Raw genomic sequence first — 16,324 nt, forward strand, 5'->3', positions numbered from 1 at the left:
CTGCATCAAGCGCGTCAGAAGCCTGCGCATCGATCGCCTTTGTAATGCGTCATCGAATCGCCGATACGAAGCGACTGCCTACAACAACACCGGAGACACCTCAATGACAGAGCAGTCAGCGTACATAGCGCGCCGAGCCGACACGCCCAGAGATGCGGCTTCCAGGTTGTTGCTCGCATGCGTGAGCGCTGCCCCGGCGTTCAACTTCGACGTTGACGATCTCGACTTCAAGATCCGCTGGGACAACACGCTGCGCTGCAACCAGGGCATACGCGTTCAGAATCAGGACGGCATGCGTTTGTAGAGCAGGATTGGTGCGCTAATTCTGATCCTCGACCGTCCCACACATTTCCACGCAATGTGAGAGTAACGCTGATCGCGGCGAGCCGCGCACTACTGGCACGATAGAGCAGATCCGCTTTCAGCGTTCGATATTTAGTGGGATGGAGATCAATTCTGCTTTGGATTGGAGGCGTTGCCTCCGAAGTGCCGAAGAGAGCGAGTGGCGCCAGAATCAAGACGACATTGGCGACAGGAACAATAATCGATTAAGTCACGGAACTGGAGAGATGGACTCTACCCTTTGGAGAAGCCTCGTCAAGGAGGAGCCGCTCGAACCCGAGCTTGGCATCATAGACGCGCATCATCATCTTTGGGACGCTCCGCCCGTTCCACAGTTCGAATCCTATGGCGAGCAGGCGGTGTTGGCCGATCAGGTGGCAGGCCATAATATCGTCGCTAGTATCTACGTAGAAGCCGAATCGTACTACAGAACGTCTGGGCCTCGGCACCTTCGTCTTGTTGGCGAGACGGAATATATCAACGCCGTTGCCGAGCGAGCGGCGAGCCGCGAGGGCGCGGGCGGCGGCGCTTGCGCCGGGATCGTCGCGCGGGTAGACCTCCTTCTAGGCGCGGCTGTCGAAGAGGTGCTGCACGCACATCGCGAGGCCTCTCCGATGAGGCTTGTCGGCGTGCGGCATCGCACCTCATTTGATCACGACGTGCCTGAGCACAGCGGAACGCTCCCGGGTATTCTCCTAGAGTCAAAATTTCGCGAAGGCTTCGCCCGGATAGCGCCGGCCGGCCTGACATTCGACGCGACTGTGTTCCAGTCGCAGCTCCACGAATTGCATGATCTCGTGAGGCAGTTCGAGGGCACCACGGTGGTGATCGATCATCTGGGCGGCCCGATAGGCGTAGGGCGGAATGCCGCCCGCCCTCGCGAGGCGTTCCAGGAATGGCGCAGGGATATGCTCGCTCTGTCGGCTTACGACAACGTGTATGTCAAGCTGGGTGGTCTGAATATGGATTTTACCGGGCTCGTCCGCGCCGATCGTGTTTGCCCTCCTACGTCCGATGAGGTAGCTGCCAGTCAACGCGACTACATACTGGCCGCTATCGACATGTTTGGTCCCTCGCGCTGCATGTTCGAAAGCAACTTTCCGGTAGACATGCGGAACATTTCCTATGTAGTGCTGTGGAACGGATTCAAGAAGATCGTATCTAGCTTTAGTGACGTGGAAAAGGAATTCCTGTTCCACGAAACGGCCAAAAATGTTTATGGTATGAGCCGATGAAAAGTAATGTCGGTGGGCCAAAGGAATTATAAGAGTGATGAACCATCAGGCACTGCCTGCGATGAATGAAGTTCTGGAAGTTCGTGGAAGTGAATTAAGGTGTTCACGACTGTTCTAGCAATGGATAAAGGAGCTTTGAATGTACTCAATCGATGAAGTCATACGAAATATCGATGCAAGGCCATTGGCGGTGTCCTTGGCTGCGGCAATGGCGATGCTGGTCGGATACATCCAGTGCATAGAAAGCATAAGGCTCGGTTTTCGCGATAGAACGCATGCGATGCCGCTAGCGGCGACGACATTTTTCTTTGCGCATGATACATTTTTTGCTGGATCGTATTTTATGGGGCACGGCGTTTCTAACCATTGGTTCTTCGCCGCTGGCGGTTATGTAATCGCACCATATATAGTATTGGAATTTGTGCTTTCTTGGCAGATAATAAAATACAGTGGAAAAGAGATCGGCTTGGGTGAGACAACAGGGAGGGTGGTTTTGTCTTACTTTTTCATTCAGGTGGCGATGTACGTATTCTTTATATTTATGCGATCTGTAATTAATGATCAGTTGTATCTGTTAACGACATATATCTCTCTGTTCGTGGGGACTATCTGGATGATTCCAATGATGATTAAGAGAAAATCTCGCAAGGGGCAGTCTATTCTTTTGGCTGTCGTATTGTGGATCGGTCAATCTCTGTCGCAGATAATATATTACCCGTTACTATCTCCGTATTTCTCGTCACCTATGATTATAGCAATTGGAACGGTCCAGTTTTTCATCGGCGCCGTATACACATACATGGTGATAAAGGCCCCTTCTTATGATGCGGGTCGGCAGCTCGACGATCTGAAGCAGGAAGGTTCGGGATACATGCGGGCGAGCGTTCCGGGTTCGTCCCGTTGGGTGCCCGGGCAATGAACCAAGGGAAAGATGTCATGACCGAGCCATCTCCGTTGATAGAGGGTTTGCCTACGGGGTTGGGGCATATCAAACAGAACTGGCTCATCATCGTGGACGTTCCAGCAAGCGTGGACTTTTGGGCGTGCCCTTGTCGAGGCATTCCTCGTCTTTGAAATCGGCGTGATTGATGATGTCCACGTCGGCCGCCGGGAACTTGGGCACCGCTTTGCGGGTGGTCACGTGGACTCACACCCGCACGTCAGCCCTGTGCGCCGACGCCACCGCGGCGCGCATTTCGGCATTGGACATGTTGCGATAACGGACGCTCCAGTAGAGGTCGTGGCCTTTGCTGGGCAGGATCTTGATGATCTCAGCGCCGAACAGGATCTCCTGGCGCACTGCCTTGATCCTCTGCGGCACGCCATCGATCGGGGGGCGGACAGGGCCCAGCACTGACCGCAGCGCTCGCAGTCGCCGGTCGTCATCACGAGCCGGCCGCTTGGCATGATGTACGGCCCTTCGATCCATTCCGGCCCCTTGGCCATGCGCAACTGGATGTCGTTGTTGTGCCCACAGGACGCCGACAGTGATGGTGTCGTCAGCGCTGGACCCCATAAGGACTGTGGCGCCGCGTGCGCGGTGTATATCCGCCGCATGCGGAAGCACTTCTGGGCGAACAAGGAGAACCTCGTGGTCCCGGGTATGTGAAGGCGAGAAACCTCTCCATCACTCAGAGCGATAGTTCCCATAAGCTCGGACCGGGAACTACTCGTTCACTCGCTCGAAAGTACCATATCACTACATGAGCAAGCCAGCTGGCCAGCAGTTGGCAGAGTGCTTCTTCATTCTGTTCCAACTGGACGTGGGCACCGGCAAATCCCGAATTGCGCGCTGAGCAGGCGGCTCATAGCGCCAGCGGACCTGTGCTAGGCGATACCGCATCTGTTGGTGCTGCTGCGTGAGGAGGGCGAGTAGGTCAATGTATGGTCGGTGACAAGCTCGTGTCGGCGTTGCTGAAGACGGCTGCGGAGGCGACCGAGGAGCGGGGCGTGCAGGTCGGTCCGCGCCAGAGTATCCGCGAGAAGCGGCTCGAGGACATCATCGCGTACATCAGCATGCTGCACCTGAGCAATCTAGATCTCCCTCTGCCCACGCTTGCGCAGGTGCGCCAGATCTCGCAGCGCAACCTCTGAAATTTGCTCAAGGAGCATGGCACCGCTTTCTCCGACTTACTGTGAAAAATCCGGCTCGCGAAGTCGCATGATTGGATTTCTCGCTGGACCGGCGCGGATACACCATCACCGGGATCGAGATGATGGCTGGGTTTAAGAGCGCGGCGCATTTCGCCTGCATGTTCCGGGAGCACTTCGACTGCTCGCCGTGGGAGTTTCGCAGTTGTGACAGGCAAGGATGCCGTGTGCGAGACGATCGACGTCGCGAAGGCGGTGAGGCCTTCGCTGGGCGCGCCGCGCTCGCGGGCAAATCGCCCTGTACGCTGGGGCGCGAGCCGCGACGCCGAGAGGCCCAGGCTGCACGGATCAACGCGAGCGGTATACACCTGTACATCGATTTCCAGTCGCCGGCGGCCTTAGCGTCGCGCCCAGTATCGGCGGCGATCTCCCGCCTCCAAGCCATCGTGTTCCTGCACGGCGGCGGACAGACCCGCCACAAGTTGGCACCGAGCATTCGAGGCGTTTGTCGTGGTCAGCTACCACGTGGTCTCGCTCGACACGTGCGGCTGCGGTGACAGCGACTGATCAACGACGGGCGACCATGGGATCGCCGCGCGCGTCTCGGATCTTTGCTCAGTGCTGGAGTGACTGACGCCCGGCCCAATCGTCCTCGGCGCCTCGCTAGGCGGAATGATTGCGCCGGTCGCGTTCGCCGGTCTCGCTTCGTCGCACACACACACGGTCACGTCGTTGCATGGAGGCACCGCTTGTATTGCACGCGCAGGCAAGCCCTCGACGGCCGCACTTCTTAGAATGCATCGTACGAAGGCGCAAGTTGCTTCGGGCTCATCGGAGGCCTGCGCATCGATCGCCTTTGTGATGCGTCATCGAGTCGCCGACACGAAGCGACTGGCTACAACAACACCGGAGACACCACAATGAGAAAGCAGTCAGCGTGCGTAGCGCGCCTAGCGGGCACGCCTAGACATGCGGCTTTCGGGCTGTTGCTCGCATTCGCGAGCGCCGCCCAGGCGTTCAATATCGACGTTGATGATCCAGATTTCAAGGTCCGCTGGGACAACACGCTGCGCTACAACCTGGGTGTACGCACACAGCAGCAGGATCCGGCTATTATCAACACGCCGCCGTACAACAGCTCGGACCTGAAGTTCAAGCGCGGCGACTTGGTCGCCAACCGGATCGATCTTCTGTCCGAATTCGACGTCACGTATAAGGCCGACCACGGCTTTCGCGTGAGCGCGGACGCGTGGTACGACCAGGCCTACCACGACCTCTCGGTAAAGGGAGCGCCGGGCACATACCCCGGCGACGTCTACACCCCCTACGTTAGGCGCTTCACCCGCGGCCCTTCTGGCGAACTGCTTGACGCCTTCGTTTTCACTAAGGTTGACCTTGGGGAGGTCCCCTTACGTCTGAAGATCGGCCGCCAAAACGTCTATTGGGGCGAGTCACTGTTCTCGGTCGCCAACAGCATCGCGTACTCGCAGGGTGGGCTTGACGGGATCAAGGGCGTGGCGAACCCGGGAAGCCAGGCGAAGGAGCTGTTCCTTCCGCTGACCCAGGTTTCAGGTCTGGCGCAGGTCACGAATGACCTCTCGCTTGGCGCACAGTACTACCTCGAATGGCAACCGTGGCGCCTGCCGCCCGGAGGCTCGTACTTTGGTTCCGCGAACTTCTTCAACACCGACGGAGGCACCTTCCTTGCGCCCGGTGTGCCGTTCAACGGCTCCTCCGTCGACCGGCCAAAGAATAGTGGAAACTGGGGAGCGATGGCGCGTTGGTCGCCGGAGTGGCTCGCGGCTACCGCCGGTTTGTACTATCGCCAGTTCGACGAGAAACTGCCGTGGTTGGCCGTCAGTCCGGATTTCAGCGAGTCTCACCTGGCCTATGCGCGGGACACCAAGATGATCGGTGTGAGCCTAGCCAAGAGCGTGGGGGGCGTCAGCTTTGGCGCTGAAGTTTCCTACCGCAAGGACGCGGCGCTCAACAGCGCGAACGTCACGAGCCAGGGCGCGCGAGGTGACACGTGGCATGCGTTGGTGAACATGGTGCAGTACTTCGGCGGCAATCCGCTCTGGGACGCTGCGCCGCTTACCGCCGAACTCAACTACACGCGCCTGGGCAGGGTGACAAGCAACGCCGATAAGTTCGCTGCCGTAGACTCGCCGGCCTGCTCGGGCGGGGTTAGCAACGGCTGTATCACGCGTGACGCCTGGGCGATCAACCTCGCGCTTGAGCCGGTGTGGTACCAGGTATGGCCGGGCGTGGACCTGAAGATGCCCCTGAACTTCGGCATCGGTCTCAAGGGTAACGGCGCGACACTGGGCAGCAGCCGCAAAGGGAACGGCGCGTGGAGTGTGGGCATGACGGCCGAAGTGAGGAACCAGTATTTCATCACCTTGAGCTACGCCGGCTACATGGGGCAAATGAGTACGGTAGGCAACCAAGTTGTCACGAACAACTCCGCTGGCGCAATCTACAACGACCGCGGCTGGCTTTCACTGACTCTCAAGACCACATTCTGAGGGCGCATCCCTCCCAATCAAGTTTGAACTGACTCAAGGAACCGACATGAAGACGAGCATTCAAATCACCGCCTGCGTGCTGGCCGTGCTGGCCACTCAAGTCGCTGCTGCCGCCGTCACCGCGGACGAAGCAAAGCAGCTCGGCACGACGCTGACTCCGTTCGGTGCGATCAAGGCCGGCAACAAGGACGGCACCATCCCCGAGTACACCGGCATGCCGATCAAGCCTCCGGCCAGCTTCGATCCGAAGAGCCCGGGCTACCTGCCTGACCCGTTCGCCGACGAGAAGCCCTTGCTCACGATCGACGCGAAGAACATGGCGCAGTACGCCGACAAGCTGGCCGATGGCGTGAAGGCCATGCTGACCAAGTACCCGAGCTTTCACCTCGACGTGTACCCGACGCACCGCACAGCCTACTACCCGAAGTACGCGCTCGACAACATGGTGTCGAACGCGACGAAGTGCAAGCTGGTCAACGAGGATCTTGAGGGCGAGTGCAAGGCGGGCCTGCCGTTTCCGATTCCGAAGACGGGCGAGGAAGTACTCTTCAACAAGTCCCTCAGCTTCATGGGCACGGCGATCAAGTACATCGTGGGCTTCTATGTTGTCGACAAGTCCGGGAGGATGACGCTGATGTCGTGGTTCAACGCCGCCAGCGAGCAGCCGTTCTGGCAGCAGACCAGCTCCGCAGACAAGCAGGAAGACCGGATCATCTTGCGCTCCCGGTACGACACCGAGGAGCCGGCACGCAGTGCGGGTGAACGCTTCTTGCAGAATGTCCCGATCGATCAGAAGGCTGCTACCTCGACCTATCAGTACCTGCCGGGTCAGCGTCGTGTGAAGCTCTCGCCCGACCTGGAGTACGACACGCCGAACCCGTCGTCCGGCGGCACGTCGGCGATGGACGAAGTACGTGGCTTCTTCGGCCGCGCGGACCGCTTCGAATGGAAGCTCGTGGGCAAGAAGGAGATGTACATTCCGTATAACAGCTACAAGCCACTGCAGAAAGAGTGCAGCGAAGAGAAGTTGTTGACGCCGAACCACATGAACCCGGCCTGCGTGCGCTGGGAGTTGCATCGCGTCTGGCAGGTGGAGGGAACACTGAAGTCGGGGCGCCGCCACATCTTCTCTAAGCGGGTGATGTACATCGAGGAGGACACGTACAACGCGGGCGTCTACGAGGGCTATGACGCGTCGGGAAAGCTGTACCGAACGACGATGCAGTTGCCGTTTTTCGTCTACAGCAACCCGGATCTTGGTACGTTCCCTAGCCCGTTCGTCACCTACGACAACCAGACCGGTGCGTACGGCGCGTTCAACCTGATCAGCTACACTCGCAAGGGGTCCGCGCCCATCGCGGCCAAGCTGCCCGCGCGTGAGTACACCCCCGGCGCGCTGACCGCTGGCGGCGTTCGCTGAGCGACGAGGCGGCTATGAAGCGAGCATTGCGTACACTCCCGCCTCTGGCCGCTTGCGTGCTGTCGCTCGCGGCCCATGCGTTCCAAGGGCCGTTGAGCGTCCCGGCACCAGTACTCTCCGAGCCCGCGCGGTCGCCGATGTTTGCGGCCAAGCGCGTCGGGCAGCGCGTGGTGGCGGTCGGCCGCTACGGCGTGATCGCCGTGCGAGATGGCGCTGGTGCCTGGCGGCAGGCCAAGGTCGACGTCTCGAACGACCTTGTCGACGTCGCGTTCGGCAGCGAGCGCGACGGCTGGGTCGTCGGGCACGGCGGCGTCGTCCTGCATACCACCGACGGTGGCGCCACCTGGGCGCGCCAGCTCGACGGCCAGCAGGCTGGTGCACTGGCGCTGGAACACTACCGGAGTACGGCCGACCAGCTCCCGCCGGAGCAGCGCGACGTCGTGTTGCAGCAGGCCGAGCGCTGGGCGAAGGAGGGGACGACGCAGCCGTTTCTCGGCGTCTGGTTCAAGGACGCGAAGACCGGGTTCGTTGTCGGCACCTTCAACCGAATCTTCCGCACGGCCGACGGCGGCGAGCACTGGGCGCCGCTCATCGAGCGCATCGATAACCCGCAGGAATTGCACCTTTATGCGGTCGGTGGCCTCGGCGACGAAGTGTACCTCGTCGGCGAGGGCGGCAACGTATGGCGGTGGGATGGGCCGAAGGACCGCTTCGTCAACGTGGCGACGCCTTACAACGGCTCGCTGTTTGGCGCGCTGGTGACGCCGCAGTCGGTGTTGGTCTTCGGCATGCGCGGCAGTGTGTTCCGCACCACTGACCGCGGTGCCCACTGGAAGCAAATCCCCACCGGGATTGCGGGCGGCATCGTGTCGGGCGACGTCAGGCCCAACGGCGACATCGTCCTCGTCAGTCAGGCGGGCGAGGCTCTGGTGAGCACCAACGGCGGTGCCACGTTCAAGCCGCACGGCAACGGCCTACGCGTTCCCGTCGCCGGCATCGTCAGCGCGCCAGACGGAGGTCTGCTCACCGTCGGCTCGACGGGCATCCGGATTGAGCAGGCCGCGGCTCCCGCGTCCTCGCGTCCCTAGCTCCAAGGAACAGAATCAATGGCTCACGTTACAGTCACGACCCCATCCGGGGCGACCGACAACTACAGCGATCCCGCGCGGTTCGACCGCTCGTCGGGGAACGTCATTGAGCGGCTGGTCTTCAACCACCGCAGCTGGGTGATGCTCATCTGCCTTGTCGTGACGGCGGCTCTCGGATGGCAGCTTCGCCTGCTGAACGTAAACGCCAGCTACGAGAAGATGCTGCCGCAAAGCCACAGCTTTGTACGCAACTTCCTCGACAACCGCGCGGAGTTGCGCGGCCTTGGCAATACGGTGCGGGTGGTGGTCGAGAACACCAAGGGCGATATCTACGATCGCGACTACCTCGAGGCGCTAGCCAAGGTGAACGACAGGATCTTCCTGTCGCCGTACGTTGACCGTGCGTGGATCAAGTCACTGCACTCACCTGCGGTGCGCTGGTCGGAGGTGACCGAGACGGGCTTCGACGGCGGCCCGCTGATGCCGAACGACTACGATGGCTCTGAGCGGTCCATCGCCAAATTGCGCCTCAACATCCAGCGCGCGAACCAGGTGGGGAACTTGGTGAGCATCGACCAGCGCTCGAGCATGATCGTTGTGCCGCTGCTCGATCGCGACGCCGACGGGCGTTCCGTGGACAACGAGGCGTTGACGCGATTTATCGAAGAGGTGCGCGCCAGCACGGAAAAGGACCCGCGCTACCGGGTATACGTCATCGGCTTCGCGAAGCTCGTGGGCGACCTGATTCATGGCCTGGAGAAGGTGATGGCCTTTTTCGGCATCGCGGCAGCGACTGCGGCGCTCATCATCCTTCTCTATACCAGGTGTTTGCGCAGCACCGCGCTGGTGATAACCTGCTCGATCGTGGCCGTGGTGTGGCAACTGGGCATCGTCGCAAGCCTGGGCATGGAGATCGACCCTTTTTCCATCCTGGTACCGTTCCTCGTGTTTGCGATCGGCGTGAGTCATGGCGCGCAGAAGATGAATGGAGTGATGCAAGACATCGGCCGCGGCACCCACCGCTGGGTTGCGGCACGCTTCACGTTCAGGCGCCTTTTTCTCGCCGGCCTCACGGCACTGCTCGCGGACGCAGTAGGTTTCGCGGTGCTGGCGGTAATTGACATCCCTGTTATTCGCGAGCTAGCACTGTCGGCGAGCATTGGCGTGGCAATCCTGATTGTCACCAACCTGATGTTGCTGCCCGTACTGCTGTCGTACGTTGGAGTTTCACCAGAGGCTGCGCGCCGCAGTCTGGCGGCCTCCGGTGGCGAAGTCGCCGGCATCTGGCGCTGGATTGCGCGATTCACTGGGCGCGGCTATGCGCTCGCGGCGATCGCGACCTCGCTCGTGCTGGCGGGTCTCGCCTTCGTAAAGGCGCATGACGTGAAGATCGGCGACCTGGATCCTGGTGCGCCGGAGCTTCGCGCCGACTCGCGCTACAACCGAGACAACGCCTATATCACCGAACACTACGGTATATCCAGCGATGTGTTCGCTGTGATGGTGAAAACGCCTACCGACGGCTGCCGCTCGTTCGAGACGCTTACCGAGATGGACCGCCTTGGGGCAGAACTGGGTCGCGTGCCGGGAGTCCAGCAGACTACCTCGCTGGTCGATCAGCTTCGCGCGTTCACCGTGGGCGCCTACGAGGGCAACCCAAAGTGGTCGACGGTCGCGTGGGACCCGCTGGTGCTCAAGGACCGCATCGGCCTCGCGCAGAACTGGAACTCCGAGATGCTGAACACGGACTGCTCGGTCATGCCGGTGCTTGCCTACCTCGCTGACCACAAGGCCGAGACGCTGACGCGCGTGGCGAAGGTGGCGCAGGACTTCGTCGACCGGCATTCGTCGTCGAACTCCGACCGGACATTCCTTCTTGCCGCGGGCAACGCCGGCATCGAGGCCGCAACCAACTCAGTGGTGGAGAAGGCTAACCGCGAGATGCTTCTGGAAGTGTACGCAGCCGTCGTGCTTCTGTGCGCCATCACCTTCCGCAACTGGCGAGCGGTGGTGGTAGCGATTCTTCCACTCATCCTGACCTCCATCATGGCAGAGGCCTTGATGGCGATGCTCGGCATCGGCATCAAGGTGGCGACGTTGCCGGTGGTTGCGCTCGGCGTGGGCATCGGCGTGGACTACGCGCTCTATTTGCTCAGTGTTCAGCTCGCGTTTCAGCGCCAGGGTGTCCCGCTCGATCAAGCTTACCGCTCGGCGCTGGGCTTCACCGGCAAGATTGTGGCGCTCGTGGGTATCACACTAGCTGCCGGGGTCGTTACCTGGGCGGCATCGCCGATCAAGTTTCAGGCGGACATGGGGATCATGCTTACCTTCATGTTCCTGTGGAACATGATCGGTGCGCTCATCCTGATTCCGGCGCTGTCGCATTTTCTCCTGAAGGACGTGAAGGGCACGCGACGCGGCGCCGCAGTCATGGCAGAGTTTGCTTCGGATCGTGCTCAGCCTCATGAGCCTCTGGAGCAGGATCCACGCACTCATTCAGATTCCGCCTCTCCCGCACATCCCCCAGAAGGGCGCGCTGCATGCGTCCGCCCGGCTACTACTGATGTCGCGATGTGAACCCCCTATCTCAAGCTCATGATTGACACTCTCCAACTGGCGTCCGTCCCGGCCGCCGACGAAGCGTTGCGCAAGGATGTGCGCGGGTTTCTGCGCGAATATCTGCGTGACGTCCCGCCTCACCGGCGCGCTCGCTCATGGGCAGGCTTTGATGCTGGCTTCAGCCGCGCGCTTGCCGCCCGCGGTTGGGTGGGTGTCACCTTGCCTGCCGGACTTGGCGGCGGCGGGCGCAGCCCGTTCGCACGGTTCGTCATCTCTGAGGAACTGCTCGCGGCTGGCGCCCCGGTGGCGGCGCACTGGATTGCCGAGCGCCAGAGCGGGCCGCTGATCGTCAAATACGGCACCGAGGCTCAGAAGGCCTTCTATATTCCACGCATCTGCCGCGCCGACGCTTTCTTCTGTATCGGCATGAGCGAGCCGGGTTCGGGATCTGACCTGGCGAGCGTGCGTACGCGCGCGGTGAAGACCGCCGACGGTTGGCGGCTAAGCGGACAAAAGATCTGGACGACGCACGCAATGCGGTCGCAATACATGATTGCCCTGGTGCGCACATCGGGCAGCCCGGATGACCGTCACCGAGGCTTGTCACAGGTCGTCGTCGACCTGTCGCTTCCGGGCGTGACCATTCGCCCTATTGAGGATCTGACGGGCGATGCGCATTTTTCGGAGGTCTTCTTCGACAACGTTGAACTCGGCGACGACGCGCTGATAGGCAGCGAAGGCAGCGGCTGGGAACAGGTGACCGCCGAGCTTGCCTACGAGCGCAGCGGTCCCGAACGCATCTATTCGAGCATCGTGCTGCTCGAGCCGTGGCTCGAGTGGCTGCGAGCACATCCGAATCCGACCCGCGCAGAGCTGGCGCAGGCGGGCGCCATAGCGTCGCGCTTAGCGGTGTTGCGCAGCATGTCGGTGGCGGTGACTGCGCGTCTGGCGGAGGGTTTCAGCCCAGTGGTGGAAGCCGCATTGGTGAAGGACCTCGGCACGACGTTCGAGCAGGAGCTACCGTCGCTCGTTGCGGATATCGTTCATGCCGATCCATATGTGCCGTCCGGTGCGGAGTTGGAGCGGACCCTTGCCTATGTTACGCAAGTAGCGCCGGCATTCTCGCTGCGTGGCGGTACGCGCGAAGTGCTGCGCGGAATGATCGCACGCGGCCTTGGCCTTCGTTGAGGAGCGACCATGCACGACGACATGTTGACGGATGCAATAGAGGCGCTGCTTTCAGGCTGCTCTACACCGAAAGCGGTGCGAGCGATCGAAGCGGGTGGATCGAGCGAGACACTGTGGGAGGCCCTCGAAGCGTCCGGCTTCTGCGACGCGTTGGTGCCCGAGTCGCAGGGCGGCGCAGGGCTGGGCCTTTCAGACGTGTTCGCGTTGTTCGAGGCTTGCGGCCGGCATACCTTGCCAGTGCCGTTCGGCGAGACAATTATGGCTCGGGCACTGCTAGCCCTCGATGGTGAGCCAGCGCCGGAGGGTGCCATCGCCCTCGCGACGCGGACCGAGCCGGTGCGGGCCATTGAGGTGCACCACGGCCGTGTTGCTGACTGGGTGCTTGTCGACGACGGTCGGTCGCTGCGGCTCTTCGACGCTCATGCGGCGTGCCGCGAAGCGCACAATGGTCTGCCCACCGACGCATACCTGCAATGGCATGAGGGCGCGCGGCCGGAGCGGACCCTGCATACCCATCATGACCTTCGAGTCATCCAGTCCGTGGTGATTGCCGCGCAGATTTCGGGCTCGATGCGCGAGGTGTTTGCTCGAACCCTACAGTACGCCAACGAGCGGGAGCAGTTCGGCCGCTCGATCGGTAAGTTCCAGTCTGTTCAGCACCAATTGAGTGTGATGGCCGAGCACGTGGAGAAGTCCCGGATGGCTGCGCGCATCGCGTGCGCTTCGTGCGGTGTTTTGCCCGCCCCACTGCTCGTGGCCGTGGCCAAGGCGTGTACCAGCGAAGCCGTCGTGCCTGTCGCCACCATCGCACACGGGGTCCACGGCGCCATCGGCATCACGGCAGAGTACGATCTACAACTGCATACCCGCCGGCTGCACGCTTGGCGCGTGGCGGCGGGCAGCGAATCCTACTGGCAACAGCGCATCGGGCGCGCCTTGTTCGAAGGGACGCAGAGCGTCCCAGATTTCGTGCGTAGCGCCCTGACGCCGGTGTGATAGCTTACAAGCCTGTTCCCCAAGTGTGGACGGTGCGCCCGCAGATGGGTACCAGGCTGCCATCTCGTCGCGTTCCGCCAGTGTCGGCGACGACCGCCATTGGGGAGCCCTCGCGAGATCACGGATCTGGATGGGTATGCAGGCGAAAGGGGCGCGGTGGAAGCGGACTTGTCGATGTCCTCGCGAAGCGGTTTACTGGGCCAGTATCTCGACCGATTGCCACGGCCACGGTGGATTTCACCAGGCCAGACGGCGCTTATTGCCGCGCAGGACAAGCAGCATCGGTCGTTTGGGCCGACCATTTACATGGCGACTGCGCTAGCGCGTCCAACGAGATAAAGGAAATGCCGAAATTACAGTCCATCGTCGCCCCAATCTTGGCGGTTAACCCTGATAGCCCTAGCGCAGCCACGGAACGGCTACAAGCCCATCATGGCAATCAACAAGGACCTGGAGCACCGATCTTCGGCGTCGCCGAATATGGGTTCGAGACCAACCCGCTCACTGCCCTGCCGGCACTGATCGCGACATCGTAGCGCTCAGACCGCCGTGCGCTAGGAGATCGTTCGGTTGATCTGCATGGCCCAATTCCCGAGACAACAACCAGCGCTCGTCAGTCTTGTCCCGTCGAGCGCGGCAATTTGAAAGGAGTGATCATGAGAGCTGTCCGCATTACGGACCCTGGAAGCTATGATGGCTTGACCCTGGTAGAAGAGCCCACCCCGGAGCCCGGTCATCGCGAGGTTCTGATCCGGGTTCATGCAGCGTCGCTTAATTTCCGCGACACCATCATTGCCAAAGGTCTTTATCCGGGGCCTCTGAAGAAGGAGCCGGTACCGCTGTCCGACGGCGCGGGCGAGGTCGTCGCGGTCGGCGCGGGCGTCACCCGCGTGAAGGTGGGCGACCGGGTTACAGCGAACTGCCAATGTCACTGGATTGGCGGTCCGTTCGTCGATGAGTTCCAGACGCACAGCATCGGCATGACCATCGACGGGATGCTGGCCGACTTCGTCCTGGTCGACGAAAATGCGGTGTTGAAGATTCCTGAATATCTGTCGTATCAGGAGGCCGCTTCGCTCCCTTGTGCCGCAGTATCAGCATGGTCTGCTCTCACATACGCTGAGCCTCTTGTACCGGGTCAGATCGTCCTCGTGCAGGGAACCGGTGGCGTCGCCTTGTTCGCGCTCCAGATTGCACGCATGTTCGGGGCTCGCGCGCTCGCTATCACATCGTCCGAGACAAAGGCTCAGAAGCTGCGGGATCTGGGCGCTGAGGCCGTCGTCAACTACCGGGAGGTGCCGGATTGGGAGAAGGCCATCCTAGACCTGACGGATGGGAAAGGGGTCGACAAGGTCGTCGAGATCGGCGGTGAGACGACGATCGAACGTTCTGTAGCGTGCACGCGGATCGGCGGCCAGATCGGCCTCGTGGGCTTCGTCACCGGGTTTGGAGGCGGACTCGCGCCACTAAGCATCCTGAAGCGCTCGATCAACATCCGAGGCATCGTGATTGGCCCCAGGTTGAGCTTCGAAGCGCTGCTAGCGGCGATGAGCGCCTTTCGAGTCCACCCTGTGATCGACACCGTGTTCCCATTTGCTGAGTTCAAGCAGGCCTATCGCCGTGTGGAGAGCGGCGCGCATGTCGGCAAGGTGGTGATCGATCTCAGCGCCTAGCGCCAGAGAAAACAGGAGAAGCCCTTGAATATGCCAACTGGCGTTGCTATTGCAGCCAGCTACGAAGTGCCGCCCGCGCGCTTTCCCGAAATCAGCCCGCACAACCTCTATCGGCAGGTGGCAATTGGCGCGCTGCGCGAATGGGGCCTTCGCCCGAGCGACGTCAACGGCCTCCTGGCGGTACCCTCAGGGCAGGGCGTTGGCACCATCGACATCTATACCCACGAGAAGCTCGGTGCCGAGCTTGGGCTGCTGCCGGGCTTTGCCGAGACGCTGAACGCAGGCGGCGCGAGCTTCGCGATCATGGTGGGTCGCGCTGCCTCGGCGATTCGCGACGGCCTTGCGGACTGCATCCTCTGCATCGGCACCGGCAAGTTCACGAAGCCGAGCTCGGGCGGTGCCGAAGTGATGGCCCGCATGATCAGCGAGCCCGACTTCGAGATCGGCTACGGACCGTTCATTCCCGCACTGTATGCGCTGATCGCATCCCGCTTCATGGCCGAGCGCGGCACGACACAGGCCGATCTCGCGCGCGTGGCGGTCTCAGCGCGCCAATGGGCTCTGCGCAACCCGCGCGCGCTGATGCACAACAAAGGAGCGATCACGGTCGAGGACGTGCTGGGCTCCCGGATGATCGCTGCACCGTTCCACTACCTTGACTGTTCCGTGCCCTGTGATGGCGGCGGGGCGGTGCTTGTCACCACGGCCGAAAAGGCGCGTCAACTCAACTCGCAACCCGCCTACCTGCTCGGCTACGGTGAGGCACACAGCCACGGCTCACTGAGTTCGGCAGGCAACCGCCTGATCGATACCGTCGCCGGCCGCACTGGCGACGACGCCTTTAGGCGCAGTGGCCTGTCGCGTAAAGACATCGACCTGGCAATGCTCTACGACGCCTTCTCGGTGACAACGCTGATCCTGCTCGAGAACCTGGGCTTCTGCCGACCAGGAGAAGCTGGCGCCTTCGTGCGGAGCGGGGCAATCGACTTCGGCGGCAGCCTGCCCGTCAACACCAACGGCGGCCTGCTGTCCTTCGGTCACACTGGCGAAGCCTCGGGCATGTCGTTGATCGTTGAAGCGGTGCGACAGGTAATGGGCCAGGCCGGAGAGAATCAGCTCGAACGCGCGGAAACGGCGCTCGTCCATGCTTACGGAGGAATGATGTACGAACATGCCACGTTGATCCTGGGACGGTCGCTATGAG

General features: G+C 61.4%; 15 protein-coding genes. 13 read left to right on the forward strand and 2 right to left on the reverse strand.

Going from position 1 to position 16,324, the window contains the following annotated elements:
- From AC1RQC_RS31660 to AC1RQC_RS31670, 3 genes are all read left to right on the forward strand, one after another.
- On the forward strand, positions 1-304 hold a 304-nt coding region (locus tag AC1RQC_RS31660; protein WP_492885634.1), incomplete at its 5' end, for a hypothetical protein.
- A 265-nt stretch (positions 305-569) separates the two neighbouring features.
- Positions 570-1,577 (forward strand): amidohydrolase family protein, encoded by a 1,008-nt coding sequence (locus AC1RQC_RS31665; RefSeq protein WP_492808691.1) that lies wholly within the window; start codon positions 570-572, stop codon positions 1,575-1,577.
- A gap of 139 nt (positions 1,578-1,716) precedes the next feature.
- Entirely contained in the window at positions 1,717-2,496 is a 780-nt protein-coding gene (locus tag AC1RQC_RS31670) for a hypothetical protein (protein WP_492808693.1), read from the forward strand.
- A gap of 87 nt (positions 2,497-2,583) precedes the next feature.
- Here the strand turns inward: AC1RQC_RS31670 and AC1RQC_RS31675 are convergent, their stop codons facing one another.
- Positions 2,584-2,718, reverse strand: a complete 135-nt coding sequence (locus AC1RQC_RS31675) for a hypothetical protein (RefSeq protein ID WP_492808694.1) — start codon at positions 2,716-2,718, stop codon at positions 2,584-2,586.
- 6 nt (positions 2,719-2,724) lie between these two features.
- Complete coding sequence (locus tag AC1RQC_RS31680; protein WP_492808696.1) at positions 2,725-2,877, reverse strand: hypothetical protein; 153 nt, start codon at positions 2,875-2,877, stop codon at positions 2,725-2,727.
- A gap of 584 nt (positions 2,878-3,461) precedes the next feature.
- On the opposite strand from AC1RQC_RS31680, the gene AC1RQC_RS31685 reads away from it, so the two are divergent.
- The 10 genes from AC1RQC_RS31685 (at position 3,462) to AC1RQC_RS31730 (ending at position 16,323) form a co-directional block, all read left to right on the forward strand.
- A complete protein-coding gene (locus AC1RQC_RS31685) occupies positions 3,462-3,671 on the forward strand; it encodes a hypothetical protein (protein WP_492808697.1) in 210 nt (69 codons plus the stop codon).
- Between the two features lie 71 nt (positions 3,672-3,742).
- Entirely contained in the window at positions 3,743-4,225 is a 483-nt protein-coding gene (locus tag AC1RQC_RS31690; RefSeq protein WP_492808699.1) for a hypothetical protein, read from the forward strand.
- Positions 4,226-4,588: 363 nt separating this feature from the next.
- The gene (locus tag AC1RQC_RS31695) at positions 4,589-6,196 is read left to right on the forward strand and encodes a DUF1302 domain-containing protein (protein WP_492808701.1); all 1,608 of its coding nucleotides are present in this window, start codon (positions 4,589-4,591) and stop codon (positions 6,194-6,196) included.
- Between the two features lie 46 nt (positions 6,197-6,242).
- Positions 6,243-7,616: a DUF1329 domain-containing protein gene (locus AC1RQC_RS31700; protein ID WP_492808702.1), complete on the forward strand. Its 1,374-nt coding sequence runs from the start codon at positions 6,243-6,245 to the stop codon at positions 7,614-7,616.
- Positions 7,617-7,630: 14 nt separating this feature from the next.
- Positions 7,631-8,704: a WD40/YVTN/BNR-like repeat-containing protein gene (locus tag AC1RQC_RS31705; protein WP_492808704.1), complete on the forward strand. Its 1,074-nt coding sequence runs from the start codon at positions 7,631-7,633 to the stop codon at positions 8,702-8,704.
- Positions 8,705-8,722: 18 nt separating this feature from the next.
- Positions 8,723-11,281 (forward strand): efflux RND transporter permease subunit, encoded by a 2,559-nt coding sequence (locus AC1RQC_RS31710; RefSeq protein WP_492808706.1) that lies wholly within the window; start codon positions 8,723-8,725, stop codon positions 11,279-11,281.
- A gap of 18 nt (positions 11,282-11,299) precedes the next feature.
- Positions 11,300-12,451: an acyl-CoA dehydrogenase family protein gene (locus tag AC1RQC_RS31715; protein WP_492808707.1), complete on the forward strand. Its 1,152-nt coding sequence runs from the start codon at positions 11,300-11,302 to the stop codon at positions 12,449-12,451.
- Between the two features lie 9 nt (positions 12,452-12,460).
- Positions 12,461-13,447: an acyl-CoA dehydrogenase family protein gene (locus AC1RQC_RS31720; protein ID WP_492808709.1), complete on the forward strand. Its 987-nt coding sequence runs from the start codon at positions 12,461-12,463 to the stop codon at positions 13,445-13,447.
- A gap of 656 nt (positions 13,448-14,103) precedes the next feature.
- Positions 14,104-15,120 carry a zinc-dependent alcohol dehydrogenase family protein gene (locus AC1RQC_RS31725; RefSeq protein ID WP_492808711.1) on the forward strand — a complete coding sequence of 339 codons (1,017 nt, stop codon included), beginning with the start codon at positions 14,104-14,106 and terminating at the stop codon, positions 15,118-15,120.
- A gap of 30 nt (positions 15,121-15,150) precedes the next feature.
- Positions 15,151-16,323 carry a thiolase family protein gene (locus AC1RQC_RS31730; RefSeq protein WP_492809068.1) on the forward strand — a complete coding sequence of 391 codons (1,173 nt, stop codon included), beginning with the start codon at positions 15,151-15,153 and terminating at the stop codon, positions 16,321-16,323.
- Position 16,324 lies beyond the last annotated feature (1 nt).

This window comes from Cupriavidus sp. GW822-FHT03E04 (assembly GCF_058801495.1).

What these genes read in the sequence shown, in the direction of transcription:
- AC1RQC_RS31665 (WP_492808691.1), top strand. Translation starts at nt 570, where the DNA reads ATGGACTCTACCCTTTGGAGAAGCCTCGTCAAGGAGGAGCCGCTCGAA.
- AC1RQC_RS31670 (WP_492808693.1), top strand. Translation starts at nt 1,717, where the DNA reads ATGTACTCAATCGATGAAGTCATACGAAATATCGATGCAAGGCCATTG.
- AC1RQC_RS31685 (WP_492808697.1), top strand. Translation starts at nt 3,462, where the DNA reads ATGGTCGGTGACAAGCTCGTGTCGGCGTTGCTGAAGACGGCTGCGGAG.
- AC1RQC_RS31695 (WP_492808701.1), top strand. Translation starts at nt 4,589, where the DNA reads ATGAGAAAGCAGTCAGCGTGCGTAGCGCGCCTAGCGGGCACGCCTAGA.
- AC1RQC_RS31700 (WP_492808702.1), top strand. Translation starts at nt 6,243, where the DNA reads ATGAAGACGAGCATTCAAATCACCGCCTGCGTGCTGGCCGTGCTGGCC.
- AC1RQC_RS31705 (WP_492808704.1), top strand. Translation starts at nt 7,631, where the DNA reads ATGAAGCGAGCATTGCGTACACTCCCGCCTCTGGCCGCTTGCGTGCTG.
- AC1RQC_RS31710 (WP_492808706.1), top strand. Translation starts at nt 8,723, where the DNA reads ATGGCTCACGTTACAGTCACGACCCCATCCGGGGCGACCGACAACTAC.
- AC1RQC_RS31715 (WP_492808707.1), top strand. Translation starts at nt 11,300, where the DNA reads ATGATTGACACTCTCCAACTGGCGTCCGTCCCGGCCGCCGACGAAGCG.
- AC1RQC_RS31720 (WP_492808709.1), top strand. Translation starts at nt 12,461, where the DNA reads ATGCACGACGACATGTTGACGGATGCAATAGAGGCGCTGCTTTCAGGC.
- AC1RQC_RS31725 (WP_492808711.1), top strand. Translation starts at nt 14,104, where the DNA reads ATGAGAGCTGTCCGCATTACGGACCCTGGAAGCTATGATGGCTTGACC.
- AC1RQC_RS31730 (WP_492809068.1), top strand. Translation starts at nt 15,151, where the DNA reads ATGCCAACTGGCGTTGCTATTGCAGCCAGCTACGAAGTGCCGCCCGCG.